Annotated in this window: 26 protein-coding genes; 21 read left to right on the top strand and 5 right to left on the bottom strand. The window is 59.3% G+C overall.

Annotated elements, in window-relative coordinates:
• The first annotated feature begins 93 nt into the window (after positions 1–93).
• The 3 genes from PSH64_RS26000 (at position 94) to PSH64_RS25990 (ending at position 1,755) form a co-directional block, all read left to right on the top strand.
• A complete protein-coding gene (locus PSH64_RS26000; protein WP_105343764.1) occupies positions 94–582 on the top strand; it encodes a TIGR00645 family protein in 489 nt (162 codons plus the stop codon).
• A 133-nt stretch (positions 583–715) separates the two neighbouring features.
• Complete coding sequence (locus tag PSH64_RS25995; protein ID WP_105343766.1) at positions 716–1,009, top strand: DUF6482 family protein; 294 nt, start codon at positions 716–718, stop codon at positions 1,007–1,009.
• A 128-nt stretch (positions 1,010–1,137) separates the two neighbouring features.
• The gene (locus PSH64_RS25990; protein ID WP_007938433.1) at positions 1,138–1,755 is read left to right on the top strand and encodes an FKBP-type peptidyl-prolyl cis-trans isomerase; all 618 of its coding nucleotides are present in this window, start codon (positions 1,138–1,140) and stop codon (positions 1,753–1,755) included.
• A gap of 57 nt (positions 1,756–1,812) precedes the next feature.
• On the opposite strand, the gene PSH64_RS25985 is transcribed toward PSH64_RS25990, so the two are convergent.
• The 3 genes from PSH64_RS25985 to PSH64_RS25975 all read right to left on the bottom strand — a co-directional run bounded on the left by PSH64_RS25985 (position 1,813) and on the right by PSH64_RS25975 (position 3,732).
• Positions 1,813–2,070, bottom strand: coding sequence for a hypothetical protein (locus PSH64_RS25985; protein WP_105343773.1), 258 nt, complete (start codon positions 2,068–2,070; stop codon positions 1,813–1,815).
• A 205-nt stretch (positions 2,071–2,275) separates the two neighbouring features.
• Entirely contained in the window at positions 2,276–2,617 is a 342-nt protein-coding gene (locus tag PSH64_RS25980; protein WP_095632312.1) for a zinc ribbon domain-containing protein YjdM, read from the bottom strand.
• Between the two features lie 146 nt (positions 2,618–2,763).
• Positions 2,764–3,732, bottom strand: coding sequence for a polyprenyl synthetase family protein (locus PSH64_RS25975; RefSeq protein ID WP_019650960.1), 969 nt, complete (start codon positions 3,730–3,732; stop codon positions 2,764–2,766).
• 240 nt (positions 3,733–3,972) lie between these two features.
• Here PSH64_RS25975 and rplU point away from each other — a divergent pair, with 240 nt between their 5' ends.
• The 5 genes from rplU to PSH64_RS25950 all read left to right on the top strand — a co-directional run bounded on the left by rplU (position 3,973) and on the right by PSH64_RS25950 (position 7,732).
• Entirely contained in the window at positions 3,973–4,287 is a 315-nt protein-coding gene (rplU, locus tag PSH64_RS25970) for a 50S ribosomal protein L21 (RefSeq protein WP_007901869.1), read from the top strand.
• A 35-nt stretch (positions 4,288–4,322) separates the two neighbouring features.
• Positions 4,323–4,580: a 50S ribosomal protein L27 gene (gene rpmA / locus PSH64_RS25965; RefSeq protein ID WP_003228360.1), complete on the top strand. Its 258-nt coding sequence runs from the start codon at positions 4,323–4,325 to the stop codon at positions 4,578–4,580.
• Positions 4,581–4,775: 195 nt separating this feature from the next.
• A complete protein-coding gene (gene cgtA / locus PSH64_RS25960; RefSeq protein WP_105343776.1) occupies positions 4,776–5,999 on the top strand; it encodes an Obg family GTPase CgtA in 1,224 nt (407 codons plus the stop codon).
• A 137-nt stretch (positions 6,000–6,136) separates the two neighbouring features.
• The gene (proB, locus tag PSH64_RS25955) at positions 6,137–7,255 is read left to right on the top strand and encodes a glutamate 5-kinase (protein ID WP_019581269.1); all 1,119 of its coding nucleotides are present in this window, start codon (positions 6,137–6,139) and stop codon (positions 7,253–7,255) included.
• Between the two features lie 12 nt (positions 7,256–7,267).
• Entirely contained in the window at positions 7,268–7,732 is a 465-nt protein-coding gene (locus tag PSH64_RS25950) for a CreA family protein (protein ID WP_007938427.1), read from the top strand.
• Positions 7,733–7,913: 181 nt separating this feature from the next.
• Here PSH64_RS25950 and rpsT read toward each other — a convergent pair whose 3' ends face one another.
• Complete coding sequence (gene rpsT, locus PSH64_RS25945; protein WP_003185593.1) at positions 7,914–8,192, bottom strand: 30S ribosomal protein S20; 279 nt, start codon at positions 8,190–8,192, stop codon at positions 7,914–7,916.
• Positions 8,193–8,444: 252 nt separating this feature from the next.
• On the opposite strand from rpsT, the gene murJ reads away from it, so the two are divergent.
• From murJ to ispH, 6 genes are all read left to right on the top strand, one after another.
• Positions 8,445–9,983, top strand: coding sequence for a murein biosynthesis integral membrane protein MurJ (murJ, locus tag PSH64_RS25940; protein WP_105343778.1), 1,539 nt, complete (start codon positions 8,445–8,447; stop codon positions 9,981–9,983).
• Between the two features lie 129 nt (positions 9,984–10,112).
• Positions 10,113–11,063: a bifunctional riboflavin kinase/FAD synthetase gene (gene ribF / locus PSH64_RS25935; RefSeq protein WP_181150676.1), complete on the top strand. Its 951-nt coding sequence runs from the start codon at positions 10,113–10,115 to the stop codon at positions 11,061–11,063.
• Positions 11,064–13,895 (top strand): isoleucine--tRNA ligase, encoded by a 2,832-nt coding sequence (gene ileS, locus PSH64_RS25930; RefSeq protein ID WP_305479133.1) that lies wholly within the window; start codon positions 11,064–11,066, stop codon positions 13,893–13,895.
• Positions 13,888–14,400 (top strand): signal peptidase II, encoded by a 513-nt coding sequence (lspA, locus tag PSH64_RS25925; protein ID WP_105343781.1) that lies wholly within the window; start codon positions 13,888–13,890, stop codon positions 14,398–14,400. The genes ileS and lspA overlap by 8 nt, the downstream gene beginning before the upstream one ends.
• Positions 14,401–14,407: 7 nt before the next feature.
• Positions 14,408–14,845 carry an FKBP-type peptidyl-prolyl cis-trans isomerase gene (gene fkpB / locus PSH64_RS25920; protein WP_177318289.1) on the top strand — a complete coding sequence of 146 codons (438 nt, stop codon included), beginning with the start codon at positions 14,408–14,410 and terminating at the stop codon, positions 14,843–14,845.
• A gap of 192 nt (positions 14,846–15,037) precedes the next feature.
• Positions 15,038–15,985: a 4-hydroxy-3-methylbut-2-enyl diphosphate reductase gene (ispH, locus tag PSH64_RS25915; RefSeq protein WP_105343783.1), complete on the top strand. Its 948-nt coding sequence runs from the start codon at positions 15,038–15,040 to the stop codon at positions 15,983–15,985.
• On the opposite strand, the gene PSH64_RS25910 is transcribed toward ispH, so the two are convergent.
• A complete protein-coding gene (locus tag PSH64_RS25910) occupies positions 15,954–16,511 on the bottom strand; it encodes a GspH/FimT family protein (RefSeq protein WP_305479131.1) in 558 nt (185 codons plus the stop codon). The two genes, ispH and PSH64_RS25910, sit on opposite strands and share 32 nt — an antisense overlap.
• 131 nt (positions 16,512–16,642) lie before the next feature.
• Between PSH64_RS25910 and PSH64_RS25905 the strand changes: the two genes are divergently transcribed.
• From PSH64_RS25905 to thiO, 7 genes are read left to right on the top strand one after another with little or no spacing between them, the layout of a single operon-like run.
• Positions 16,643–17,116, top strand: a complete 474-nt coding sequence (locus PSH64_RS25905) for a GspH/FimT family pseudopilin (protein ID WP_105343785.1) — start codon at positions 16,643–16,645, stop codon at positions 17,114–17,116.
• Positions 17,113–17,562: a type IV pilus modification protein PilV gene (gene pilV / locus PSH64_RS25900; RefSeq protein ID WP_105343787.1), complete on the top strand. Its 450-nt coding sequence runs from the start codon at positions 17,113–17,115 to the stop codon at positions 17,560–17,562. Before PSH64_RS25905 ends, pilV begins: the two co-directional genes overlap by 4 nt.
• The gene (locus tag PSH64_RS25895) at positions 17,559–18,272 is read left to right on the top strand and encodes a PilW family protein (protein ID WP_105343789.1); all 714 of its coding nucleotides are present in this window, start codon (positions 17,559–17,561) and stop codon (positions 18,270–18,272) included. Before pilV ends, PSH64_RS25895 begins: the two co-directional genes overlap by 4 nt.
• 11 nt (positions 18,273–18,283) lie before the next feature.
• Positions 18,284–18,763: a PilX N-terminal domain-containing pilus assembly protein gene (locus PSH64_RS25890; RefSeq protein ID WP_105343791.1), complete on the top strand. Its 480-nt coding sequence runs from the start codon at positions 18,284–18,286 to the stop codon at positions 18,761–18,763.
• A complete protein-coding gene (locus PSH64_RS25885; RefSeq protein WP_305479130.1) occupies positions 18,750–21,872 on the top strand; it encodes a pilus assembly protein in 3,123 nt (1,040 codons plus the stop codon). Before PSH64_RS25890 ends, PSH64_RS25885 begins: the two co-directional genes overlap by 14 nt.
• Before the next feature lie 15 nt (positions 21,873–21,887).
• Positions 21,888–22,289, top strand: coding sequence for a type IV pilin protein (locus PSH64_RS25880; protein ID WP_105343795.1), 402 nt, complete (start codon positions 21,888–21,890; stop codon positions 22,287–22,289).
• Positions 22,290–22,346: 57 nt separating this feature from the next.
• A complete protein-coding gene (thiO, locus tag PSH64_RS25875) occupies positions 22,347–23,447 on the top strand; it encodes a glycine oxidase ThiO (RefSeq protein WP_105343797.1) in 1,101 nt (366 codons plus the stop codon).
• Positions 23,448–23,453 lie beyond the last annotated feature (6 nt).

Genomic DNA, 23,453 nt, shown 5'->3' with positions numbered 1-23,453 from the left:
ACACACGCAGGTTACGGATTTTCGGGCGGTTTCTGGGTGTAACAGGTGACTGTTATACTCGCCGCCATTTCAAAACCCCTTGTGTGAGATTCAATGGAACGCTTTATCGAAAATGCGATGTACGCCTCCCGCTGGTTGCTGGCGCCGATCTATTTCGGTTTGTCGCTGGGCTTGCTGGCATTGGCGCTGAAATTCTTCCAGGAAGTCTTCCACGTCATCCCTAACGTGTTCTCGATGGCGGAGTCGGATCTGATTCTGGTGCTGCTGTCGCTGATCGACATGGCACTGGTGGGCGGTTTGCTGGTGATGGTGATGATCTCCGGTTACGAGAACTTCGTTTCCCAACTGGATATCGATGACAGCAAGGAAAAGCTCAACTGGCTGGGCACCATGGATTCGTCTTCGTTGAAGATGAAGGTTGCGGCCTCCATCGTGGCGATTTCGTCGATCCATCTGCTGCGGATCTTCATGGACGCCAAGAACGTCGATCCCGAGCATTTGCAGTGGTATGTGATTATCCACATGACTTTCGTGGTGTCGGCGTTTGCCATGGGCTATCTGGACAAGCTGACCAAGCACTGATCAGCCCTTATTGCTTTACCACGCCGCCCGTCTGTTGCGAAACAGACGGGCGGCGTCGTTTGTGGCTTGTGCTTTGGTGCGTCGAGGCATATCCCTGTAAGAACCCTGGCTCTCCACTGCGTGAGGTGCGCTCATGAACCTGCAAGAGTTGAATGCATATGCCATCGCCGGAAAGATCGATGAGTTGAACCTGATCTCGATGGAAGGCGTGTTCTACGTGCTGGAGGCTCGGATGCATGGTGCGGCGCATCCAGTGCTCGATGCTCATGGCGAGACATTGCAGCTGCGCTCGGTCGAGCATGCGCGTGCAGTGCTTCAGGACTGTCCCAAGCCATTCAACGTTGTATGTACCTCGGTCCATGATGAAATGTGCGGTACCAGCGCCGAGGAAAGTCCGAAATTACCGAGCACCTTCCGTTCTGCGTGACAGCCGACACCGTTCATCAACGTGGCGGCATCTGTGCTAGTCTGCTTGCCCTTTTGATTCCGGGCGCTCCGGGATGCGCTGTGCACGCACGGCAAGTTCCAGGGCCGTCCGCATAGCGGAGCAGTGTCATGTCCGAAGTAAATCTGTCCACCGACGAAACCCGCGTCAGCTACGGCATTGGCCGTCAGCTGGGCGACCAGCTGCGTGACAACCCACCACCGGGTGTGAGCCTTGACGCGATCCTGGCAGGTCTGACCGACGCGTTCGCCGGCAAGCCAAGCCGTGTGGGTCAGGAAGAAATGTCCGCCAGCTTCAAGGTGATCCGCGAGATCATGCAAGCTGAAGCGGCTGCCAAGGCTGAAGCTGCTGCTGGCGAAGGTCTGGCTTTCCTGGCTGAAAACGCCAAGCGCGAAGGCATCACCACTCTGGCTTCGGGCCTGCAATTCGAAGTGCTGACCCAAGGTGAAGGCGCCAAGCCAACCCGTGAAGATCAAGTGCGCACTCACTACCACGGCACTCTGATCGACGGCACTGTGTTCGACAGCTCCTACGAGCGCGGCCAGCCTGCAGAATTCCCGGTAGGCGGCGTCATCGCTGGCTGGACCGAAGCCCTGCAACTGATGAACGCCGGCAGCAAATGGCGTCTGTACGTGCCGAGCGAACTGGCTTACGGCGCTCAAGGCGTTGGCAGCATTCCGCCGCACAGCGTACTGGTGTTCGACGTCGAACTGCTCGACGTTCTGTAAGACCTGAGTGTCGGAACGGGCTCGGTCCCACAGGGCTCGCTCCGACCTGTTGTATTTTCATAGTTCGATCTTGTGATGCAGCTCATTCGTCGGGCGCAACGCCCGGGCATAGCAGAACAGAAACAGATTACGCACCAGTTCCTTGAGCACCACCGGCTCGCTGGAGCTCAGGCCGTTGACGTCCAGATCACCCTGATCCTGCAGCTCGTTCAAGGCATCTTCTTCCAGCACCGCACAGACTTCCCCGGTTTCCCGATGCAGGATCCTGAGGTAGGGGTGTGGGCGGTCCAGCCAGGCATCGATCAAATAAGTCATGGGTCTCATCTCCATTGATGGGTTTCAATGAGAATAATTCTTATTCGTCAAATAGCAAGGGTCTATTGGCGGTTTGCTTTTCTTTCCAGGTAAAGATTGCGTAAGGTCAAAATGGCTGGCGTTTGGCTATTGCGAGGGATGCCGGGTGGAGCGGGAGAGGGCGAAGCACCATCCCACGCAGGGCGCGGGATGGAGTACAAAAGGCTCAGACTTTTCTGACGAACTCGGATTTGAGTTTCATCGGGCCGATGCCGTCGATCTTGCAGTCGATGTCGTGGTCGCCATCGCACAGGCGGATGTTCTTGACCTTGGTGCCGACCTTGACCACCAGCGACGTGCCTTTGACTTTGAGGTCCTTGATCACGGTGATGGTATCGCCGTCCTGCAGGACGTTGCCGACCGAATCCTTTTTCACGGTGTCATCGGACGCCACTTCGGCTTCGCCACTGGCGGACCATTCGTGGGCGCATTCCGGGCAGATCAGCAGGGCGCCGTCTTCGTAGGTGTATTCGGAGTTGCATTTCGGGCAGGGTGGCAGCGTGCTCACTAAAGCTCCTTGGATTCAGGATGGCTAAAAAGCGCACATTATATAGGGTTTTAGGCGAGAGCGGGCGGAACGCTGATGGACTTGTGGGTGCGCCCGTGGCGAGGGGGCTTGCCCCTTTGCCACAGGTCGCTTCTGCAGAGAGCGCGTTAGTGCGTGCGGGCGACCGCAAACTCGCTCAATTCCACCAGCGCATCGCGGTATTCGCTGGCGGGCAGGGCGTCGAGGCATTTGATCGCGCGGGCCACGTAGTCGCGGGCCAGTTGCGCAGTGTAATCCAGCGAGCCGGACGCTTCGACGGCTTCGCGAATGCTTTCCAGATCTTCGATACCACCTTTCTGGATCGCCTGACGAACCAGTGCGGCCTGCTCCGGAGTGCCTTCGCGCATGGTGTAGATCAGCGGCAGCGTCGGCTTGCCCTCGGCCAGATCGTCACCGACGTTCTTGCCCAGGGTCTCGGCATCGCCACGGTAGTCCAGCAGGTCGTCGACCAATTGGAAGGCTACACCCAGGTGATCGCCAAAGGTGCGCAGCGCTTCGCTCTGTTCCAGCGAGGCACCGGCCAGGGCCGCGGCACTGTGGGTCGAGGCTTCGAAAAGCATCGCGGTTTTGCCGCGGATGACTTCCATGTAGGTTTCTTCGGTGGTGCTGGCGTCGCGGACCTTCGACAGCTGCAACACTTCGCCTTCAGCGATGATGCGCGTGGCTTGCGAAAGGATCTTCATTACCGGCATGGAGCCCAGTTCGACCATCATTTCGAAAGAACGGGAATACAGGAAATCGCCCACCAGTACGCTCGGCGCGTTGCCCCACATGGCATTGGCGGTCGAGCGGCCACGGCGCATGCCGGACATGTCGACCACGTCATCGTGCAGCAGGGTGGCGGTATGCAGAAACTCGATAGTGGCGGCCAGCAGACGCAGATCATCGCCTTCGCGGCCCAGCGCCTTGCCGCACAGCAGCACAAGCAAAGGGCGCAGGCGTTTACCGCCGGCCGAGGTGATGTAGTCGCCGATTTTCGATACCAGCGGCACTCGGGAAGTCAGCTGCTTCTTGATGATGCCGTCGACGGCGCTAAAATCGTCCGCCACCGCGCGGTAGAAAGCTTGGGGTTGCATCAGCGACAGTTGCTCCAGAAGGGGTGCGCGGCATGCTAGGACCCACGTCCGGGCCTGTCAAGGCACGATGGACGGCCACTTGCAACGCTCAGGCAGCTTGCGTACAATCGCGCACCCTGAACTTCCTGGGCAGCACCTGCCTTACGCAATTGCAAGCGGGCCTTCCAGCCCCATGCAGCCATGCCAGCCAATACCTCTTCTTATAAAGAGCTGGGTGAGCAGGATTATCGGAGAAATACCATGTCTTATGCAGTAATCGTTACTGGTGGCAAGCAGTACAAAGTTGCTCCAGGTGAATACCTGAAGATCGAAAAACTGGAAATCGCTACCGGCGAATCCGTAACTTTTGATCGCGTTCTGTTGGTTGCCAATGGCGACGACGTGAATATCGGCGCTCCAGTTGTTCCTGGCGCTACCGTTGTGGCTGAAGTGATCTCCCAAGGTCGTCACGATAAAGTCCGCATCATCAAGTTCCGTCGCCGTAAGCACCACATGAAGCGTATGGGCCACCGCCAGTGGTACACCGAGATCAAAATCACCGGTATTCAGGCTTAATTTCAGCCTAATTCCTCACTAGGAGAATTGAACTCATGGCACACAAAAAAGCTGGTGGTAGTACCCGTAACGGTCGCGACTCAGAAGCCAAACGCCTTGGCGTGAAGATGTATGGCGGCCAGGTTATCAAGGCCGGTAACATCATCGTGCGTCAGCGCGGCACCCAATTCCACGCTGGCTACGGCGTTGGCATGGGTAAAGATCACACCCTCTTCGCGAAAATCGAAGGCGTGATCAAGTTTGAAGTAAAAGGCGCCTTCGGTCGTCGTTACGTGAGCGTCGTCGCAGCTTAATTGCGCGATCGCTGGAAAAGCCCTGTCTTGCGACGGGGCTTTTTCGTTTGTGGGGTGAGTCTCTTGCAAAGCTGTTTGTAATGGGCTCCAGCGCTGTATTGGCGGTCGTTGATTGAGGTCGCTGCGCTCATTTTTGCAAGAGTCTTATGTCTTGGTTGTTTTTCGGCTCGTCCGTATGGCGAGAGGCGTTTTGTTATGAAGTTTGTTGATGAAGTATCGATTCGAGTAAAGGCCGGCGACGGTGGCAACGGTTGCATGAGTTTCCGTCGAGAAAAATTCATCGAGAACGGCGGCCCGAACGGCGGCGACGGTGGTGATGGTGGTTCCATCTACATGATGGCTGACGAAAACCTGAACACCCTGGTCGACTACCGTTACACCCGCCACTTCGATGCCGAGCGCGGTTCCAACGGTGGCAGCACCGACTGCACCGGCAAAAAAGGTGAAGATCTGGTCCTGCGGGTGCCGGTCGGTACCACGGTGATCGACTCTGCTACCCAGGAAGTCATCGGCGACCTGACCAAGGCTGGTCAGCGTCTGCTCGTGGTTCAGGGCGGCTGGCACGGTCTGGGTAACACTCGTTTCAAATCCAGTACCAACCGCGCGCCGCGCCAGACCACGCCGGGTAAGCCGGGTGAGCAGCGCGACCTGAAGCTGGAAATGAAAGTGTTGGCGGACGTCGGTCTGCTCGGTTTGCCGAACGCCGGCAAAAGTACCTTTATTCGCTCGGTATCGGCTGCCAAGCCGAAAGTCGCTGATTACCCGTTCACTACTTTGGTGCCGAACCTGGGTGTGGTCAGTGTCGATCGCTGGAAGAGCTTCGTGGTCGCGGATATTCCGGGTCTGATCGAAGGTGCTTCCGATGGCGCGGGCCTGGGGATTCGTTTCCTCAAGCACTTGTCGCGTACTCGCCTGCTGCTGCACCTCGTCGACATGGCGCCACTGGATGACACCAGTGCACCGGACGCGGCCGAGGTGATCGTTAGCGAACTGACCAAGTTCAGCCCATCCCTGGCTGAGCGTGATCGCTGGCTGGTACTGAACAAGTGCGACCAGATCCTTGAAGAAGAGCACGATGCCCGCGTCAAGGAAATCGTTGATCGTCTGGAGTGGACCGGTCCGGTCTACGTGATTTCGGCGATCGCCAAGCAAGGCACCGAGCGCCTGTGCCACGACATCATGCGTTACCTGGAAGATCGCGCCGATCGTCTGGCTAATGACCCGGTCTACAAGGAAGAGTTGGCCGAACTCGATCAGCGCATCGAAGATGAGGCTCGCGCCCAGTTGCAGGCGCTGGATGATCAGCGTGCCCTGCGTCGCAGTGGTGTGAAGTCGGTTCATGACATTGGTGACGACGATTGGGACGAAGAAGATGTAGATGACGAAGACGGTCCGGAAATCATTTACGTGCGTGACTGATTCGTTGCGATAAACTTAAGCGCCGCTCTCTGGAGCGGCGTTTTAGTATCTGGAAATCGACTGTTGGTCACGAAGAACCACGAATAACGTCACGGGCAGTGCCAGGTCGCGCTGCCCTCAAGCTAAGGTTGAAGATGATGCGGAGCAAGGTGACAGGTGCGCAGCGCTGGGTCGTGAAGATCGGCAGCGCTTTGCTGACGGCGGATGGCAAGGGCCTGGATCGCGCGGCGATGGGGGTCTGGGTCGAGCAGATGGTTGCCCTGCATGAGGCGGGCGTTGAGCTGGTGCTGGTGTCCTCCGGGGCAGTGGCGGCGGGCATGAGCCGTCTGGGCTGGACCTCGCGACCCAGTGCGATGCACGAACTGCAGGCAGCAGCTGCCATCGGTCAGATGGGCTTGGTGCAGGCCTGGGAGTCGAGCTTCGCCGAGCATGGCCGGCATACTGCGCAGATTCTCCTGACCCACGACGACTTATCCGACCGCAAGCGCTACCTGAACGCTCGCAGTACCCTGCGTGCGCTGGTCGAGTTGAAAGTGATTCCGGTGATCAACGAGAACGACACTGTGGTCACCGATGAGATCCGTTTCGGCGACAACGACACCTTGGCGGCGCTGGTGGCGAATCTGGTCGAGGCCGATTTGCTGGTGATCCTCACCGATCGCGACGGTATGTTCGATGCTGACCCGCGCAACAATCCTGACGCCAAGCTGATTTACGAAGCGCGCGCCGATGATCCGGCGCTGGATGCGGTGGCCGGCGGCACTGGTGGTGCGCTGGGGCGTGGCGGCATGCAGACCAAATTGCGCGCGGCGCGTCTGGCGGCGCGTTCCGGTGCGCACACCATTATCGTTGGCGGGCGTATTGAGCGAGTGCTGGATCGCCTCAAGGCGGGCGAGCGCATCGGCACCTTGCTGTCACCTGAGCGCGGCATGCTGGCGGCGCGCAAGCAGTGGCTGGCCGGGCATCTGCAAACCCGTGGCACGCTGGTGCTGGATGCGGGGGCGGTGACGGCATTGTCCCAGGGCAACAAAAGTTTGCTGCCGGTGGGGGTCAAGCTGGTCCAGGGCAGTTTCCGTCGTGGCGAAATGGTGGTTTGCGTGGCGCCGGACGGTCGTGAGATTGCCCGTGGCCTGGCCAACTACAGCGCTCTGGAAGCACAAAAAATCATCGGTCAGTCGTCTGAGGCGATTGTCGGTCTGCTGGGTTACATGGCTGAGCCGGAACTGGTTCACCGCGATAACCTGATTCTGGTCTGAAGGAATACCTGAATGCGTGTGGCAAAAGGACTATTGGGCTTGTTGTTGGCGATGCCGCTGCTGGCCTCGGCCGAGGAGATTGGCCAGGTGTCGACGGTGTTCAAGTTCGTCGGCCCGAACGACCGTATCGTTGTCGAGGCGTTTGATGATCCGAAGGTGGAGGGCGTGACCTGCTACCTGTCGCGCGCCAAGACGGGTGGTGTGAAGGGTGGTCTGGGGTTGGCGGAGGATCGCGCCGAGGCATCGATTGCCTGTCGTCAGGTCGGGCCGATCAACTTCAAGGGCGAGCTCAAGGATGGCGAGGAGGTGTTCAAGGAGCGCACTTCGCTGGTGTTCAAGACCATGCAGGTGGTGCGATTCCTCGACAAGAAGCGCAATACGCTGGTGTACCTGGTCTACAGCGATCGTTTGATCGAGGGTAGTCCGCAGAATGCGGTGACGGCGATTCCGATTCTGCCATGGACGCACGCTCAGTAATCCGACGCAGGTCCAATGTGGGAGCGGGCTTGCTCGCGAAGGCGGCATAGCAGTCAACGCAGGTGTTGAGTGTTGGTCAGTCTTCGCGAGCAAGCCCGCTCCCACTTTTTTGCGTATCGCCTGCTAAATCGCAGGCAATAAAAAACCGACCCTGAGGCCGGTTTTTTAACGAGCGCGTCGCTTAGGCAGCAGCGGCAACGTTCAGGGCCTTGACGTGGCCATTCAGGCGGCTCTTATGGCGAGCAGCTTTGTTCTTGTGGATGATGCCTTTATCGGCCATACGGTCGATAACTGGCACGGCCAGAACGTAAGCAGCTTGAGCTTTTTCAGCGTCTTTTGCGTCGATGGCTTTAACTACATTCTTGATGTAGGTACGAACCATGGAACGCAGGCTGGCGTTGTGGCTGCGACGCTTCTCAGCCTGTTTTGCACGTTTTTTGGCGGAAGGTGTGTTGGCCACCGTCGAGCTCCTCGAAAGACTTTTTAGGAAATAGCAAACAAAATAGGCCGCGAATCATGCCGATGAGTTGATGTCTTGTCAAGGGCGGTTGAAACGATCCGCTAAGTGGCAGGTATAGAGCGCCGGGATATTTCTTTCCGGCGTGCGACCTGTAAACTCGCGAGCTTTGGCTCTGTGCTGTTGCGGCGCGGAGTATCGCATAAGTGGGCGCGTTGTTCGCCTGCTGTTTATCGACAGGCACAAACTCTTTCAATGAATCTGCTCAAATCGTTGGCCGCTGTCAGCTCTATCACGATGCTTTCCCGGGTGTTGGGGTTTGTTCGTGACACTCTAATCGCCCGTGCATTTGGTGCGGGGATGGCGACCGACGCCTTCTTTATCGCCTTCAAACTGCCCAACCTGCTGCGCCGGATCTTCGCCGAAGGGGCGTTTTCCCAAGCCTTCGTGCCGATTCTTGCCGAATATAAAAGCCAGAAGGGCGAGGAGGCGACGCGAACCTTCATTGCCTACGTCTCAGGCCTGTTGACCCTGGTACTGGCGCTGGTCACTGCGTTGGGCATGCTCGCCGCTCCCTGGGTCATCTGGGCCACGGCACCGGGTTTCGTCGATTCTCCGGAAAAATTCCAGCTGACCACCGATCTGCTGCGGGTCACTTTTCCTTATATATTGCTAATCTCCCTGTCTTCATTGGCCGGGGCGATCCTCAACACCTGGAACCGCTTCTCGGTGCCGGCCTTCGTGCCGACCCTGCTCAATGTCAGCATGATCATCTTTGCGGTGTTCCTGACGCCGTATTTCGATCCGCCGGTGATGGCGCTGGGCTGGGCCGTTCTGGTGGGCGGGCTGGCGCAGTTGCTGTTTCAACTGCCGCACCTGAAAAAAATCGGCATGCTGGTATTGCCGCGCCTGAGTCTGCGCGATAGCGGTGTCTGGCGGGTCATGAAGCAGATGTTGCCAGCGATCATCGGCGTTTCGGTGAGTCAGATTTCGCTGATCATCAACACCATATTCGCTTCGTTTCTGGTGGCCGGTTCCGTGTCCTGGATGTATTACGCCGACCGCCTGATGGAATTGCCATCCGGCGTGCTGGGTGTGGCGCTGGGCACGATTTTGTTGCCGACGCTGGCCAAGACCTACGCCAGCCAGGATCGCCACGAATACTCGAGGATCCTCGATTGGGGGCTGCGCCTGTGTTTCATGCTGGTGCTGCCGTGTTCCCTGGCGCTGGGGATTCTGTCTGAACCGCTGACGGCTTCGCTGTTCCAGTATGGCCAGTTCAGCGCTTTCGATGCGGCCATGACTCAACGCGCGTTGATCGCTTATTCTGTCGGCTTGCTGGGGATTATCGTGATCAAAGTGCTGGCGCCGGGCTTTTATGCGCAACAAAACATCCGCACCCCGGTAAAAATTGCGATTTTTACCTTGATCGTCACCCAGCTGTTCAACCTGGTACTGATCGGGCCGCTGGCTCACGCCGGCCTGGCCCTGGCCATCAGCGCAGGTGCCTGCATCAACGCCGGGTTGCTGTTCTATCAACTGCGCAAGCAGCAGATGTATCAACCGCAACCGGGCTGGGCGAAGTTCGGGCTCAAATTGCTGGTGGCGGTAGCGGTGATGTCCGCGGTATTGCTGGGTGCGATGCACTTTATGCCGGCCTGGGGGCAGGGACCTATGCTTGAGCGGCTGCTGCGTCTGGGCGCGTTGGTGGTCGCCGGCGTCGTGGCCTATTTCGGCATGTTGTTGTTGATGGGCTTCCGTTTGCGCGACTTCAATCGCAAGGCCTTGAGCTGAAGACGTTAGCTCGATAATCATGGGCGGGCCGGCGGTTTTGTCGGTTCGATCACTTTGGGTTACGGTGTTGCCTGTCGTCGGCCGCCGGGTGTGGTTATAATCGACCACTTTATGAGCAAGAAGCGCGTTATGCAGCTGGTTCGAGGCCTCCACAACCTGCGCCCCCAGCATCGGGGCTGTGTCGCCACTATTGGCAACTTTGACGGTGTTCACCGTGGCCACCAGGCTATCCTGGCCCGGCTGCGAGAGCGTGCGCTCGAGTTGGGCGTGCCCAGCTGCGTGGTGATTTTCGAGCCGCAGCCCCGGGAGTTCTTCGCCCCGGACACCGCCCCGGCCCGGCTGGCCCGCCTGCGGGACAAACTGCAGTTGTTGGCCGAAGAAGGTGTCGACCGGGTGCTGTGCCTGGCTTTCAACCAGCGTCTGAGCAAACTCAGCGCCAGAGAGTTCGTCGATACCATTCTGGTGGATGGCCTTGGCGTACAGCATCTGGAAGTCGGTGACGATTTCCGTTTCGGCTGTGACCGGTTGGGGGATTTCGATTACCTGCAACAAGCCGGCGTCCTTCAGGGCTTTACCGTCGAAGCGGCGCAGACTGTCGTGCTGGACGGCGTTCGTGTCAGCAGCACTCAGGTGCGTAATGCCCTGGCCGCTGCCGATTTCGCCTTGGCCGAGCAACTGCTCGGTCGCCCGTACCGGATTGCCGGCCGGGTCCTGCATGGCCAGAAGCTGGCGCGCCAGTTGGGTACGCCCACGGCCAACGTGCAACTCAAGCGTCGTCGTGTGCCGTTGAGCGGGGTTTACCTGGTCAGCGTCGACATCGATGGCAAGACCTGGCCAGGCGTCGCCAATATCGGTGTGCGGCCAACGGTCGAAGGGGATGGCAAAGCCCACCTCGAAGTGCACCTTTTAGATTTTGCCGGCGATCTGTATGACCGGCGTTTGACGGTGGTTTTCCACCACAAGCTGCGTGAAGAGCAGCGTTTCGCCTCTCTGGAGGCGCTTAAGACGGCGATCAACGCGGATATCGCCGCCGCCCGTGCCCTGTCGCACCTAGCGCCAATCGCTAATGAAGAGCCTTAAATGACCGACTATAAAGCCACGCTAAACCTTCCGGACACCGCCTTCCCAATGAAGGCCGGCCTGCCTCAGCGCGAACCGCAGATTCTGCAGCGCTGGGACAGCATTGGCCTGTACGGTAAGTTGCGTGAGATTGGCAAGGATCGTCCGAAGTTCGTACTGCACGACGGTCCTCCGTATGCCAACGGCACGATTCATATCGGTCATGCGCTGAACAAGATCCTCAAGGACATGATCATCCGCTCGAAAACCCTGTCGGGTTTCGACGCGCCTTATGTTCCGGGCTGGGACTGCCACGGTCTGCCGATCGAGCATAAAGTCGAAGTGACCCACGGCAAGAACCTGGGCGCCGACAAGACCCGCGAACTGTGCCGTGCCTACGCCACCGAGCAGATCGAAGGCCAGAAGTCCGAATTCATCCGTCTGGGCGTGTTGGGCGACTTCGCTAACCCGTACAAGACCATGGACTTCAAAAACGAGGCCGGTGAAATCCGTGCCCTGGCGGAAATCGTCAAGGGTGGCTTCGTATTCAAGGGCCTGAAGCCGGTGAACTGGTGTTTTGACTGCGGTTCGGCCCTGGCTGAAGCGGAAGTCGAGTACGAGAACAAAAAGTCTGCGACCATCGATGTGGCGTTTCCGATCGCCGACGAAGCCAAACTGGCGGCCGCGTTCGGTCTGCCATCGCTGGTCAAGCCTGCTTCGATCGTGATCTGGACCACCACCCCGTGGACCATCCCGGCCAACCAGGCGCTGAACGTTCACCCGGAGTTCAACTACGCCCTGGTCGACGTCGGCGACAAACTGCTGGTACTGGCTGAAGAGCTGGTCGAATCCTGCCTGGCCCGCTACAGCCTGGAAGGTTCGGTGATCGCCACCACCACCGGTAAAGCGCTGGAGCTGATCAACTTCCGTCACCCGTTCTACGATCGCCTGTCGCCGGTTTACCTGGCCGACTACGTTGAGCTGGGCGCGGGCACCGGCGTGGTTCACTCCTCGCCAGCCTACGGCGTAGACGACTTCGTGACCTGCAAGAAGTACGGCATGGTCAACGACGACATCATCAATCCGGTGCAAAGCAATGGCGTGTATGTGCCATCGCTGGAGTTCTTTGGCGGTCAGTTCATCTGGAAAGCCAACCCGGCCATCGTCGACAAACTGACCGAAGTCGGCGCGCTGCTGCACACCACCACCATCGAACACAGCTACATGCACTGCTGGCGTCACAAGACCCCGCTGATCTACCGCGCCACCGCGCAGTGGTTCATCGGCATGGACAAAGAGCCGGCGGCAGGCGACACCCTGCGCAAACGCGCGATCAAAGCCATCGAAGACACCAAATTCGTCCCGGCCTGGGGCCAGGCGCGCCTGCACTCGATGATCGCCAACCGTCCGGACTGGTGCATCTCCCGTCAGCGCAACTGGGGCGTGCCGATCCCGTTCTTCCTGAACAAGGAAAGCGGCGAACTGCACCCACGCACCGTCGAACTGATGGAAATCGTCGCCCAGCGCGTCGAAGTCGAAGGCATCGAAGCCTGGTTCAAGATGGACGCCGCCGAGTTGCTCGGTGAAGAAGCGCCGCTGTACGACAAGATCAGCGACACCCTGGACGTCTGGTTCGACTCGGGCACCACGCATTGGCACGTCCTGCGCGGTTCGCACCCGATGGGCCACGAGGCCGGCCCACGCGCCGACCTGTACCTGGAAGGCTCGGACCAGCACCGTGGCTGGTTTCACTCCTCGCTGCTGACCGGTTGCGCCATCGACGACCACGCGCCGTACCGCGAACTGCTGACCCACGGTTTCACCGTCGATGAGTCCGGTCGCAAAATGTCCAAGTCCCTGGGCAACGTGATCGCGCCGCAGAAGGTCAACGACACCCTGGGCGCCGACATCATGCGTCTGTGGGTAGCGTCTACCGACTACTCGGGTGAGATGGCGGTTTCCGAGCAGATCCTGCAACGCAGTGCGGACGCCTACCGGCGCATCCGTAACACCGCGCGCTTCCTGCTTTCCAACCTGACCGGTTTCAACCCGGCCACCGACCTCCTGCCGGCCGAAGAAATGCTCGCCCTGGACCGTTGGGCGGTGGATCGCACGCTGTTGCTGCAACGCGAGCTGCAGGAACACTACGGCGAATACCGTTTCTGGAACGTTTACTCCAAGATCCACAACTTCTGCGTGCAGGAGTTGGGCGGTTTCTACCTGGACATCATCAAGGACCGCCAGTACACCACTGGCGCCGACAGCAAGGCCCGTCGTTCGTGCCAGACCGCGCTGTTCCACATCAGCGAAGCGCTGGTGCGCTGGATCGCGCCGATCCTGGCGTTCACCGCCGACGAGCTGTGGCAATACCTGCCGGGTGAGCGTAACGAGTCTGTGATGCTCAACACCTGGTACGAAGGCCTGAGCGAGCTGCCAGAAGGCTTCGAGCTGGATCGCGCTTACTGGGACCGGATCATGGCGGTCAAGGTTGCGGTCAACAAGGAAATGGAAATCCAGCGTGCAGCCAAGGCCGTCGGTGGCAACCTGCAAGCCGAAGTGACGCTGTTCGCAGAAGACGCGCTGAGCGCCGACCTGGCCAAGCTGAGCAACGAGCTGCGTTTCGTGCTGATCACTTCGACCGCCAGTGTTGCGCCATTGGTGCAGGCACCGGCCGATGCCGTGGTCACCGAAGTCAGCGGCCTGAAGCTCAAGATCGTCAAGTCGGCTCACGCCAAGTGCGCCCGTTGCTGGCACTGCCGTGAAGATGTCGGCGTGAACCCGGAGCATCCGGAAATCTGCGGTCGTTGTGTCGACAACATCAGCGGCGCGGGCGAGGTTCGTCACTATGCCTAATGCTGCTGGCCGTTTCGGACGGCTGAGCTGGCTCTGGTTGAGCGTGTTGGTCCTGGTCATCGACCAGGCCAGCAAGTTCTACTTCGAAGGCAAGCTCGAGATGTTCCAGCAAATCGTGGTGATCCCCGATCTGTTCAGCTGGACCCTGGCCTACAACACCGGCGCGGCGTTCAGCTTCCTGGCCGATAGCTCGGGCTGGCAGCGTTGGCTGTTCGCCTTGATCGCGGTGGTGGTCAGCGCGGTGCTGGTGATCTGGCTCAAGCGCCTGGGGCGTAACGAAACCTGGCTGGCGATTGCGCTGGCCCTGGTGCTGGGTGGCGCGCTGGGTAATCTGTACGACCGCATTGCCCTGGGGCATGTGATCGACTTCATTCTGGTGCATTGGCAGAACCGCTGGTATTTCCCGGCGTTCAACTTTGCTGACAGTGCTATTTCTGTCGGTGCCGTGATGCTTGCGCTGGATATGTTCAAAAGTAAGAAGACCGGAGAAACCGTTCATGACTGAACAGGTATTGGCTGAACAACGTATCGGCCAGAACACGGAAGTCACCTTGCACTTTGCATTGCGCCTGGAGAACGGCGACACCGTCGACAGCACTTTCGACAAAGCCCCGGCGACCTTCAAGGTCGGTGACGGCAACCTGTTGCCAGGCTTCGAGGCCGCGCTGTTCGGCTTCAAGGCCGGCGACAAGCGCAGCCTGTCCATCGAGCCGGAAAACGCCTTTGGCCAGCCTAACCCGCAAAACGTGCAGATCATCCCGCGCTCACAGTTCCAGGACATGGAACTGTCGCCAGGATTGCTGGTGATCTTCAATGATGCGGCCAATACCGAGCTGCCAGGTGTGGTGAAGGAATTCGATGACGCGCAAGTGACCATCGACTTCAACCACCCGCTCGCCGGTAAGACCTTGACCTTTGACGTCGAGATCATCAACGTCAAAGCGTTGTAACTGACCGAATACGGTCAAATGTGGGAGCGGGCTTGCTCGCGAATGCGTAGTGTCAGTCAGCATCAATGTTGACTGTCAGGCCCTCTTCGCGAGCAAGCCCGCTCCCACAGTAAGTTTTCACTGTTTTCGAGCCCGGTGTTCGAATGGCAGGCAGGTATTACTATTTCTTGCGCGCAAGACACGAGGCACAGCATGCAAATCAAACTCGCCAACCCCCGTGGCTTCTGCGCCGGTGTGGACCGGGCAATCGAAATCGTCAACCGCGCCCTGGAAGTCTTCGGGCCGCCGATCTACGTGCGTCACGAAGTGGTCCACAATAAATTCGTCGTCGAAGACCTGCGTGCCCGCGGGGCGATCTTCGTCGAGGAACTGGATCAGGTGCCGGATGACGTGATCGTGATCTTCAGCGCCCACGGCGTTTCCCAGGCCGTGCGTACAGAAGCCACAGGTCGTGGCCTGAAGGTGTTCGACGCTACCTGCCCGCTGGTGACCAAGGTGCATATCGAAGTCGCGCGTTACAGCCGTGACGGCCGTGAATGCATCCTCATAGGTCATGCCGGCCACCCGGAAGTCGAAGGCACCATGGGCCAGTACGATGGCAGCAATGGTGGCGCGATCTATCTGGTCGAAGACGAAAAAGATGTCGCCGCGTTGCAGGTGAACAACCCTGAGAGGCTGGCCTTCGTTACCCAGACCACCCTGTCCATGGACGATACCAGTCGCGTGATCGACGCCCTGCGTACCCGCTTCCCGGCGATTGGCGGTCCGCGCAAGGACGATATCTGTTACGCCACGCAAAACCGTCAGGACGCTGTCAAGCAACTGGCGGACGAGTGCGACGTGGTACTGGTGGTTGGCAGCCCGAACAGCTCCAACTCCAATCGTCTGCGTGAACTGGCCGAACGCATGGCCACCCCGGCCTATCTGATCGACGGTGCCGAAGACTTGCAAAAGAGCTGGTTCGACGGTGTCGAGCGTATTGGCATCACGGCCGGTGCCTCCGCTCCGGAAGTGCTGGTGCGTGGCGTGATCCAGCAACTGCAGGCCTGGGGTGCCACCGGTGCCGATGAACTGGCCGGTCGCGAGGAGAACATCACCTTCTCCATGCCTAAAGAGCTGCGCGTGCGTTCGTTGCTGTAATACTTTTCGCCTTGCGACACAGCGCCTGCTCAGCCTTACGGTTGGCCAGGCGCACTCGACCGCTCGCCGCCAGCACCACCTGGAACTGGCTGACCGGCTCGCGAGCCGAGCAAATATGTAGCGTCCCTGCCTGAAATGCCCGCCCGGGCATCAGCGGTTGGCCCAGACTGCTGAACCGCACGAAACGCCTGACCCACCAATTGCCGACAATCGGCGTCCGTGCATCACTTGCGCGCTCGACCAGTAGCGGATTGCTGCTGTCCTCTGGCCCTTTGCCGCTGATGTCCAGAATGATCCGCCAGCCCTGGCTCCAATCGCCGTTGATGCCATGAATGACCACGCTCTGGTTGCGGGTTATGGCCAGGGTTCTGGCCTGCCGGATCCCGCTGATCAGCGACTCGGCCGCCTGCTCCCGATGATTCGATTCCGTCAGTGCAGCGAACGCCGGACTGACCAAGTGCAGAACAATCCCGACAATTGTCAGTCCCATGAGCAGTCCGATCAGGCTGAAACCTTGCTGACGCATATCATCTCCCTCCATGGAGTACTGCGGCCCGCGCGATCCTTGCGCGAGTAATGGCAAAACAACCGTACATTCGCCGGTCGAATGTTCTAGCGTGTAGAAGCAGGTATAGCCGACGGCAACGGAGGGCACCGATGGATCATCGTACAAAAGGTTTCACGCTGATCGAGCTGCTGGTCACGCTTGCGGTCTTTTTGATTCTGATCACCCTGGCCGTGCCGGCGTTTACCCGTTCGGTGCAAAGCGCCAAGGCTGACACCGAGCTCGGCGACCTGCAGCACGCGCTCAATTACGCACGGCTAGAGGCGATCGACCGAGGCATCACTACCCGGGTTCGCCCGACGGCCGGCGGCAGTGTCTGGACCGGCGAGCTGAGCGTTTATGACGGCACTGGTAATCCGGCCAATGTATTGCGGGTTGTTCCGGCGATGAGCAGTGGGGCAACTCTGACGCTAACCTCAGGAGTGACCGCCATTGATTTCAACAACCTGGGCGGTTTGGCGGCGCCGTCCACGGCGGTGGTGATCAGTTATGTACTGGGGGCGCAAAACAGGACGCTGAACGTGTGCTTGAACGGACGAATTCTATTGGGTGGAAGTTGCGGATGAGGGGATGGAGCAAGCGTGCACAGGAGGGCATGACGCTGATCGAGGTATTGGTCGCGTTATTGGTGCTGGCTGTGGGGCTGCTGGGCGCGGCGGCGATTCAGCTCAATGCGCTGAAATACACCGACAGCTCGCGGATGACCAGCCAGGCAAGTTTTATCGCCTACGACATGATGGACCGCATCCGCGCCAACTCCGGCGCCGATTACACTGTCACGCCACCGACCTCGGGCAACCTGGGCGTGGCCCGGGATCAGGACCTCTACGATTTCACCACCAATATCGTCAATTTCGGCGGCGCCACGGCAACCGGCAGCATCGCTCGCAACCAACGGGTATACACCATCACCATTACCTGGGACGACTCCCGGGCCGCCAACACCGCCGATTCGCGCCGTAGCTTCGTCCTCACCAGCCGGGCCACCGTTGATCCGGTGACGACGCCATGACCAGAGCCAGCAAAGGTTTTGGCCTGATCGAATTGCTGATCGCCCTGGCCTTGAGCCTGATCGTGGTTCTGGGCGTGGCGCAGATTTTCATCGCGGCCAAGAACACCTATGTCAGTCAGAGCACTGCCGCCGGCATGCAGGAAGATGCACGGTTCGTCCTGAGCAAGATGATTCAGGAAATCCGCATGGTCGGCATGTTCGGTTGCCTGGGTACGATTACCGATGCCAGCTCGGCTGGGGATTTCAATGCCAGCCGGCTCACACCGATCAGTTGGGACAATGCCAACCTCAAGTTGACCCTGGTCACTGCAGATGTCGGCGGCAGTGGCGGGGTGCCGACCTGGACCGTCCTTTCCGATTGCCGCAACGCGGCGACGGCCTACTCCGGTGCACGCACGCCGACGACGGGGCAGTTGGCGTTTCCGGTCCGACGGCTGATCTACAGCTTCAGCAACAATCAACTGCTGATGGGCACTGGCAGCGGCACACCGGCTCAGGCGGTGCTTATCAATAACGTCAGTGCCTTCGGCGTGAGCTTCGGCCTCGCCAGTTCGGCCACGGATACGTCCGCCTCCACCTACAGCAGCAATCCGTCCGATCCGGCGCGAATCCGCAGTGTACGGCTGACGCTGACCCTCACCGACCCGAACAATCGGGTACGCAATCAAACCTTCAACGTGGTTGCCGCCTTGCGCAACCGGTTGCCATGAGGGAAGGGCCGATGAATCGTGTGCCCATGACCTTTCACGCCCAGCGCGGCATGGCGCTGCTGGTCAGCCTGGTGTTTCTCCTGGTGCTGACATTGATCGGTCTCTCGTCGATGCAGAGCGCCACGTTGCAGGAGAAAATGACCAGCAGCGTGATCCTGCGCAACCAATCGTTCCAGGGGGCGGAAGCGGCGTTGCGCGTCGGCGAAAGCGCGGTGCAACTGAACTCCTACTCATTGCCGGTCTGCAGTGGCACCAGCCAATGCGCGCCGCCGGCCGAGGCGTCGGTCATCACCGCCGCCGGATTCAACTCCACCTCGGGGGTGACCTGGATTGCCTCCGGCAATGGTTTTTACGGGGTGCAGAACATCGGCACCACCCTGACTGCCGTGAACGTGCCGAGTAATACGTCGGCAACGCTATACCGGGTGACCGCCGTGGGCATCGCGGGCAACTCGCGCAGCGTCGTGGAGAGTATTTATGCGAAGTACTGAGGCCTACGCAGGCTGGCGCCGTTGGTTATTACAGCTGTTCTGTGGAGCGGCCTTGAGCCTTTACCTGGCCGCGCCGACCTACGCCTTCACGCCCTCGGATTCTCCGCTGTTGAGCGCCGCCGCCGTGCCTCCCAATGTGATGCTGCTGCTCGATGACTCGGGGAGTATGAACAACATTATCTGGGCAGCCGGTTTCGACCCGACGGTCGCACGCACCCCGGTGACGATTTGCCTCTCCAATGGTTCGTGCAACAAAGGCCGCGACCTGGACATGACCGATAACAATATCGCCTTGTCGAGTTTGAATCATGGAACATGCTCGAAGGCCGGATGGTACGGTTTTTATAAAAACAGCCTTCTCGGTCTGGATTCGCTTTGCCTGAAGCTTCCCGATCCGGTGGGAAACGAGGACACGCGCTATACGGCGAATTATTTGTCATACCTGATCAGCCTGGCCAACAACACTGACCGGGACTTCACCGACGGCTCGATCCCCAACGATTACCGGATGAACGTGGCGCGCAACGTTTCCAAGACGTTGGTGGCCAGTAATCGTTCGCTGCGCATCGGCCTGTCGACGTTCAACCTGGCGGTCGGCAACCATAAGGATGACGGCGGTTACATCGCCCGCTCGATCAGCGATTTATCGGCGGTCAGCGGCACTGTGACCCAGGCTCAGGCCGATACCAATTACAACGCACTGATCGCCGGGATCGACGAGTTGAGCGCGCAAGCCAATACGCCGCTGGCGGAAGCCTATTACGAGATCACTCGTTATTTCCGTGGCATGGCGCCGTACAACAACTCGACGCCCGACACCTATACCAGTCCGATTCAGTACCGTTGCCAGAAAAACTACGGGGTGGTGATCACCGATGGCCTGCCGACCTACGACCGAACCTTTCCGACCGACGATCCGCTGGGTGGCAGCCGGTTACCGAACTGGGACGGGATCAGCAGTAACGATGGTGCCGACCCTTCAGGCGACGATGAGGGCGACACCCTGTACCTGGATGACATTGCCAAGTTCGCCTTCGATATCGACATGCGCTCCACGGGAACCGATGCCACGGGCAAAAGCTGGGACGCGGTGGATTTTCCCAGGCAGAACATGAACACCTATACCGTGGGTTTCACCGCTGCAAACCAGATGTTGGTGGATGCCGCGACCTATGGGCAGGGCAAGTATTACCAGGCGAGCGACAGTGCGGGACTTAACAATGCATTGTCTGCAGCCCTGAGCGACATCACTTCCAAGGCCGGCTCAGGTGGCAGTGGCGTGGCCAGCGGCACGACCCTGACCAGCGACTCGAGCTATTTCCAGACCAGCTACGATCCCAAGGACTGGCGGGGTACGATCAAGTCCTTTGGCTTCACGTCGGCGGGCGCGGTTAACACCGCCGCTGTACTGTGGACGACCGACACCACGATCGTGCCCGCCGCCACTGCGCCGACCTACCAGTCCTGGAACACGCAAACCAACGCCGCGGTCACCCTGGCTTACAGCAATTTCTCCGCGGCGCAGCAGACAGCCCTCAACCAGGGGCTGCCCACTGGCATCAACGGCAACGATCTGGTGGAGTGGAGCAAGGGCATCAACAAAACCGGGCTGAAAGTTCGCAGTGTATTGCTCGGCGATATCATCAATTCGCCACTCGTGCTGGCCTCACCCATGGACAAAACCGCGTCCGATCTGGTGGCAGACACCAGCTACAGCACTTACCTGACCACCAAAGCCGCCAACATGAATGCCAGCCTGGTGGTGAATGCCAACGACGGTTTTGTAAACATCATCAACTCGGCCAACGGTGTCAGGCGTTATGCCTACATGCCCTCCAGCGTGCTGCCATCGTTGAACGACATCGCCGATCCCACTTACATCAACGGTGTGAGCCACAAGTTTCTGGTCGATGGTCAGGTCGGCGTGTTCGATGCCCAGCTCAACAGCGCCTGGAAAACCCTGGCGATTGGCGGAACGGGGGCGGGCGGCAAAACCTTCTATGCGCTGCAATTGTTCGATGCATCGGCCGGTAACGAAACTAAAGCGCTGTGGGAAATCAGTGCACCGGCCACGGCCAGCACAGCGAACGTTTTCAATGATCTGGGTTATGCCTATGCGCGCCCCGAAGTGGCACGCTTGGCCGATGGTCGCTGGGCCGCGTTTATCTCTAACGGCTATGGCAGCAACTCCGGGGTGGCGGCGCTGTATGTGGTGGATATCCGCGACGGCTCGCTGATCAAGAAAATCGTGGTCGACAGTACCGAAACCACCAACGGCCTGTCGTCGGTGAAGCTCAGGGTCAACTCGCAGAATGTGGTACAGGCCGCCTATGGTGGCGATCTGAAAGGGCGGTTGTGGAAGTTCGATTTGAGTGGCACTACCGCCGACACCTGGGGCGTGGCGTTTTCTGGCAAGCCGTTGTTCACCACTGCAGGTGGCGCGACCCAGCCGATTACCGCGCAACCGTTGCTGGCGGATCACGTGTTGGGCGGCAAGGAGGTGTTTTTCGGCACCGGCAAATTCAATGAGGTTGCCGACAAGACCAACAAGGATCTGCAGGCGTTCTACGCGGTATGGGATGCCGAGGGGGGCGCAGGACAAATCACCGTTTCCAGTTTGCAGGCGCAGACGGTGACCGGCGTGTTTTCGGGCAGTACCGGGCAATTCATCACCACCAGCCAGAACGAGGTGACCTACCCGGCCAAGAAAGGCTGGTACTTGCCCCTGGTATACAACAACGTGCTGACGGGGGAGCGGGTGATCTATCAGGCCAGTCTGGTATCGGGGCGAATTGTTTTTACCACGCTCAGCGTGGATACCGTGGACCCCTGTGCCAGCTTCGGTACCGGCAAACTGGTCGAACTCGATGCGTTCAGCGGTAAGATGCTCAACTACGCGGTACTCGACACCAATGCCGACGGTTTGGTCGACGGCAACGACACGATTTCCAGCGGGGTGATCTTCACCGGTGGTATCCCGACCTTGAACGCAATCGTCAACGACGCAACCCGCAAGATTGTGAACGACTCCGGTGGTGGCGTGACCACTCTGGTGGAAAAATCCGGTGGCGGCAGCGGCCGCCGCATCATGTGGCGACAAATACAGTAAGTGAGAGAGTGAGGCATGCGCAGATCCAACCGAGGTTTTACCCTGATTGAAATCATGATCGTTATAGCGATCATCGGCATCGTCATCACCATTGGTTACCCGAGCCTCACCGAGTACGTAAAAAAAGGGCGTCGCACTGAAGTGGCCGGGCTGCTTTCCGAGCAGGCACAGATCCTCGAGCGCTTCTATTCGAAGAATAATGTCTACACCAATGCCACCGGCCTCAGCGCCGGCAATGATTACTACACCATCACCCCGACCCTGACCGATCAGACCTTCCTGCTGACGGCAACACGCAAGGCCGGTTCGACCATGGCGAGCGACAAGTGCGGTGATTTCACCCTCACCAATACCGGCGTCAGAAGCATGGTCAATGCAACGTCCGGACTGACCACCAAGGATTGCTGGGGTCGCTGAGTTCCTTTTTTCGGGCGCCTTTTGCGCCCTCTGTCTATTGAACGGTTGGATCAGAACATGAGCAGGCAACAGCAAGTGGTGATTGTCGGTGGCGGAGTGATTGGCCTGCTGACGGCATTCAATCTCGCGTCCGAAGTGCAGAGCGTGGTGCTGCTGGACCGCTCGAACGTCGGTCAGGAGTCCTCCTGGGCCGGTGGCGGGATCGTTTCGCCGCTCTACCCGTGGCGCTACAGTCCGGCGGTCACTGCGTTGGCTCATTGGTCCCAGGATTTTTATCCACAGCTGGCCCAGCGTTTGTTCGCCGCCACCGGTGTCGATCCTGAAGTACACACCACCGGGTTGTACTGGCTGGACCTGGATGACGAGGCCGAAGCGCTCGCCTGGGCCGAACGGGAGAACCGTCCGCTGCGGGCTGTGGATATCTCTGCGGCCCACGATGCGGTGCCGGTATTGGGCGCCGGTTTTTCGCGGGCGATCTATATGGCCGATGTGGCCAATGTGCGTAATCCACGGCTGGTGAAATCCCTCAAGGCCGCTTTGTTGGCGCTGCCGAACGTGACCATTCATGAGCAGTGCGAGGTCAGCGGGTTTATCCGTGAAGGTGCTGCGGTGGTCGGGGTACAAACCTCGATGGGGGCTATTCGGGGGGATGAGGTGGTTTTGACGGCGGGGGCCTGGAGCGGTGACTTGCTTAAAAGCCTGGGCCTGGAACTGCCGGTCGAGCCGGTCAAGGGCCAGATGATTCTGTACAAATGCGCGGCGGATTTCCTGCCGAGCATGGTCCTGGCCAAGGGGCGTTATGCCATTCCCCGGCGCGACGGGCACATCCTGATCGGCAGTACGCTGGAGCATGAGGGCTTCGACAAGACGCCGACCGACACTGCGCTGGAAAGTCTGAAGGCCTCGGCGGTGGAGTTGATTCCGGCGCTGGCGGATGCCGAGGTGGTGGGGCATTGGGCGGGGTTGCGGCCCGGATCGCCTGAAGGAATCCCCTATATCGGTCGGGTACCGGGATATGACGGGCTCTGGCTCAACTGTGGGCATTACCGCAATGGGTTGGTACTGGCGCCGGCGTCGTGTCAGTTATTTGCCGATGTGATGCTGGGGCGGGCGCCGATTATCGACCCTGCGCCGTATGCGCCAGTCGGGCGAATCTGACAGAAG

This window comes from Pseudomonas sp. FP1742, from assembly GCF_030687145.1.
Lineage (GTDB): Bacteria > Pseudomonadota > Gammaproteobacteria > Pseudomonadales > Pseudomonadaceae > Aquipseudomonas > Aquipseudomonas frederiksbergensis_D.
Note: the sequence above shows the minus strand (reverse complement) of the source record. Positions and strands in the feature narration are given on the sequence as shown.

What these genes read in the sequence shown, in the direction of transcription:
- ispH (WP_105343783.1), top strand. Translation starts at nt 15,038, where the DNA reads ATGCAAATCAAACTCGCCAACCCCCGTGGCTTCTGCGCCGGTGTGGAC.
- PSH64_RS25995 (WP_105343766.1), top strand. Translation starts at nt 716, where the DNA reads ATGAACCTGCAAGAGTTGAATGCATATGCCATCGCCGGAAAGATCGAT.
- thiO (WP_105343797.1), top strand. Translation starts at nt 22,347, where the DNA reads ATGAGCAGGCAACAGCAAGTGGTGATTGTCGGTGGCGGAGTGATTGGC.
- PSH64_RS25905 (WP_105343785.1), top strand. Translation starts at nt 16,643, where the DNA reads ATGGATCATCGTACAAAAGGTTTCACGCTGATCGAGCTGCTGGTCACG.
- PSH64_RS26000 (WP_105343764.1), top strand. Translation starts at nt 94, where the DNA reads ATGGAACGCTTTATCGAAAATGCGATGTACGCCTCCCGCTGGTTGCTG.
- PSH64_RS25880 (WP_105343795.1), top strand. Translation starts at nt 21,888, where the DNA reads ATGCGCAGATCCAACCGAGGTTTTACCCTGATTGAAATCATGATCGTT.
- PSH64_RS25975 (WP_019650960.1), bottom strand. Translation starts at nt 3,732, where the DNA reads ATGCAACCCCAAGCTTTCTACCGCGCGGTGGCGGACGATTTTAGCGCC.
- pilV (WP_105343787.1), top strand. Translation starts at nt 17,113, where the DNA reads ATGAGGGGATGGAGCAAGCGTGCACAGGAGGGCATGACGCTGATCGAG.
- cgtA (WP_105343776.1), top strand. Translation starts at nt 4,776, where the DNA reads ATGAAGTTTGTTGATGAAGTATCGATTCGAGTAAAGGCCGGCGACGGT.
- lspA (WP_105343781.1), top strand. Translation starts at nt 13,888, where the DNA reads ATGCCTAATGCTGCTGGCCGTTTCGGACGGCTGAGCTGGCTCTGGTTG.
- PSH64_RS25910 (WP_305479131.1), bottom strand. Translation starts at nt 16,511, where the DNA reads ATGCGTCAGCAAGGTTTCAGCCTGATCGGACTGCTCATGGGACTGACA.
- PSH64_RS25950 (WP_007938427.1), top strand. Translation starts at nt 7,268, where the DNA reads ATGCGTGTGGCAAAAGGACTATTGGGCTTGTTGTTGGCGATGCCGCTG.
- ileS (WP_305479133.1), top strand. Translation starts at nt 11,064, where the DNA reads ATGACCGACTATAAAGCCACGCTAAACCTTCCGGACACCGCCTTCCCA.
- murJ (WP_105343778.1), top strand. Translation starts at nt 8,445, where the DNA reads ATGAATCTGCTCAAATCGTTGGCCGCTGTCAGCTCTATCACGATGCTT.
- rpmA (WP_003228360.1), top strand. Translation starts at nt 4,323, where the DNA reads ATGGCACACAAAAAAGCTGGTGGTAGTACCCGTAACGGTCGCGACTCA.
- rplU (WP_007901869.1), top strand. Translation starts at nt 3,973, where the DNA reads ATGTCTTATGCAGTAATCGTTACTGGTGGCAAGCAGTACAAAGTTGCT.
- PSH64_RS25985 (WP_105343773.1), bottom strand. Translation starts at nt 2,070, where the DNA reads ATGACTTATTTGATCGATGCCTGGCTGGACCGCCCACACCCCTACCTC.
- PSH64_RS25885 (WP_305479130.1), top strand. Translation starts at nt 18,750, where the DNA reads ATGCGAAGTACTGAGGCCTACGCAGGCTGGCGCCGTTGGTTATTACAG.
- PSH64_RS25990 (WP_007938433.1), top strand. Translation starts at nt 1,138, where the DNA reads ATGTCCGAAGTAAATCTGTCCACCGACGAAACCCGCGTCAGCTACGGC.
- PSH64_RS25890 (WP_105343791.1), top strand. Translation starts at nt 18,284, where the DNA reads ATGAATCGTGTGCCCATGACCTTTCACGCCCAGCGCGGCATGGCGCTG.
- proB (WP_019581269.1), top strand. Translation starts at nt 6,137, where the DNA reads ATGCGGAGCAAGGTGACAGGTGCGCAGCGCTGGGTCGTGAAGATCGGC.
- PSH64_RS25895 (WP_105343789.1), top strand. Translation starts at nt 17,559, where the DNA reads ATGACCAGAGCCAGCAAAGGTTTTGGCCTGATCGAATTGCTGATCGCC.
- ribF (WP_181150676.1), top strand. Translation starts at nt 10,113, where the DNA reads ATGCAGCTGGTTCGAGGCCTCCACAACCTGCGCCCCCAGCATCGGGGC.